The 2,362-nt window shown below is 71.2% G+C and carries 3 protein-coding genes; all 3 read right to left on the bottom strand.

Annotation, left to right across the window (positions count from 1 at the left end):
* Positions 1-811 precede the first annotated feature (811 nt).
* Positions 812-1,246, bottom strand: a complete 435-nt coding sequence (locus tag VFZ20_RS09040; protein WP_329683535.1) for a hypothetical protein — start codon at positions 1,244-1,246, stop codon at positions 812-814.
* A 19-nt stretch (positions 1,247-1,265) separates the two neighbouring features.
* Positions 1,266-1,643 (bottom strand): carboxypeptidase-like regulatory domain-containing protein, encoded by a 378-nt coding sequence (locus VFZ20_RS09045; RefSeq protein ID WP_329683536.1) that lies wholly within the window; start codon positions 1,641-1,643, stop codon positions 1,266-1,268.
* A gap of 14 nt (positions 1,644-1,657) precedes the next feature.
* Positions 1,658-2,362, bottom strand: a 705-nt coding sequence (locus tag VFZ20_RS09050; protein WP_329683537.1) for an MFS transporter, incomplete at its 5' end; no start/stop codon positions are given.

Here is a 2,362-nt window from a genome sequence, read left to right on the forward strand (position 1 = left end):
GTCGGCGGCCCCTTGGGCACAAGGCGAGCCCGGCGTGCGCTCTCGAGCCACTCCGCGCATAGGTCATTGTGGGTGAAGGGGATGCGTAAGATCCTCGTCTGGATCCAGGATGGAAGCGGATGGGCGGATGGGACACGGAAGGGGCGGGCGGGGACAGACTTAATGTCTCACTGGGACGCGGAGGGGGCGCTGGGGAACGGGTGGGGAGACGAAGGTTGCTACCGCGACGGCCGGTCGCGGTCCGGACGGAACCAGCAGGAGGACGGCGTCCCTTGGTAGACGGGCTGCTTTCGGCGAGGGGGCGGGATCCGCGTTTTTTTGAAGAGGCATAGTTGTCGGCCTCCAGGCGCGGAATCCGCCGGTGCACATCATCCACCCGATCGCGATCCGTGAAAGGATGCCCGGGCTGGACCGGTGAGCATTGGCGGGAGGACGTCGCGCCGGCACTGGAGACGAAAAACGAGGGGGCCGGCTTCCTGCGCGGAAGCCGGCCCCGTGGTCTGGATACAAGATCCTTCGTCGCCGCCATGGCTCACGCACGGGAGAAGATCGCGCGGCGGCTCCTCAGGATGACACTACTCGCGGTACGCCGGTTCTCAGGGAGTGACCGGGCCCTCGCGGCGGCTCCTCAGGATGACGCTACTCGCGGCAGGCCGGTTCTCAGGGAGTGACAGTGCCCTCGCGGCGGCTCCTCGGGATGACGCATCGCGCGGGGCGCGCACTGCGAGGAAGTACTGCTGCCTCTGCTCCCTCTGCGTGAAAAATCGGTTTCAGCCGGCGTCGGAGTGAGGCCGGCCTCCTGCCGCGACGGCTAGAAGCGCATCGTGAACCAGACGACCAGGGCGGCAATGGCCCACTCCCACGCGGCGTGCATGGGGGGGAACCAGTGGCGGATGCCGTGCTTCATCGCGCCCGTGTGGTGCGCCAGGTTGTAGAACCCGTGCAGCGCGAACCCGGCCGCCATCCACAGCGGCGTCCACCACAGCGACAGCGCCGCGATCAGCGTCAGCGTCCCGCCGAGAAGCGCCTCGGCGATCAGGCGGCGGCGCGAGCCCTCGCGCAGGGCCACGCCGTAGTAGATGCCGCCCGTGAACGCCAGGATCAGGCTCAGCAGGTCGAACGCGCCGTCCGGGTGCTTGATGAACAGCAGGTAGTACGGCAGCGCCGCCGCGAAGCCGATGAGCACGGGGACGATGGGCGTGCCGCGGCGGCGCGGGGCGGACGGATCGGCGGACGAGTCGGGCATCGATCGGCGGATGAGGATTTCAGGGCGCGCGGAGGACGAAATCCACCCGCAGCGTGTCTTCGGGTGTCATGAAGAACTGCGTGGACGCCGCCTGGCCCGGCGCGAGCGTCCAGCCGGCCGGCGGCTGCACCGTGAGCGCGTAGTCCACCTGCCCCTGCACCTCGGGAAAGCGGTACACGCCGTCGGCGGCGGAGACGACCGTCTGGTGCCAGCCGTTGGGCGCCGTGTTGCGCAGCTCCAGCGCGGCGCCGGCCACGCCCTGGCCGTTCTCCGCGCGTACCGTGCCGTGCACCACGCTGGCGGGCGGGCGTCCGCATCCGCAGGCCAGGATGCACGAGCCCGAGCCCAGCAGCATCCCCAGGGCCAGCACCCCGGTCACCACGGTCTGTCGCTTCATCGCATCAACTCCGGTCACATGGAAGGGGACGTGTCGCGCGGAAGGACCAGCGGCAGCAGCAGGGCGGCCAGCAACGCCACCGCCGCGCCCATGCCGAACGCGGCCTGCGCGCTCACCGTCTGCCAGACGATGCCGAAGACGACGCTCGCCGGCAGCGCCGCCAGCCCGATGGCCGCGTGGTACGCGCCGAACGCGCTGCCCCGCAGGCCGGCCGGCGCCAGGCGGGCCACGAGCGCCTTCTCCGGCCCCTCCGTGAGGCCAAAGAACAGGCCGTAGACCAGGAACAGCGCCCACACCTGCCACGCCGCCGTGACGAACGCGAAGCCCGCGTACACGGCGGCGTACACCATCCACCCCGTAATGATCGCCCGGCGGGCGCCCACGCGGTCGCTCCACCGTCCGCCCAGGATGCTGAACGCCGCCTTGCTCACGTGCAGCGCGCCCCACAGGAGCGGGATGAGCGCCACGGGCACGCCGGCCTGGCCCGCGCGCAGCAGCAGGAACGCATCCGACGCGTTTCCCAGCGTGAACAGCACCAGCACGGCCAGGTAGCGCGGCAGCACGGGCCCCAGCTCGCGCATCCGCGGGACGCGCGGCGCCGCGCCGGGGGCGGAGGGCGCGGCGGGCACCGTCTCGCGCACACGCAGCGCCACGACGGCCACGGTGATGAGCCCGGGGACGAGGGCGATGGCGAACACGCGGCGCAGGTCGCCGTCCAG

It is taken from the genome of Longimicrobium sp. (assembly GCF_036280135.1).
Taxonomy (GTDB): domain Bacteria; phylum Gemmatimonadota; class Gemmatimonadetes; order Longimicrobiales; family Longimicrobiaceae; genus Longimicrobium.

Coding starts and splice junctions, on each gene's coding strand:
- VFZ20_RS09045 (WP_329683536.1), bottom strand. CDS start 1,643: ATGAAGCGACAGACCGTGGTGACCGGGGTGCTGGCCCTGGGGATGCTG.
- VFZ20_RS09040 (WP_329683535.1), bottom strand. CDS start 1,246: ATGCCCGACTCGTCCGCCGATCCGTCCGCCCCGCGCCGCCGCGGCACG.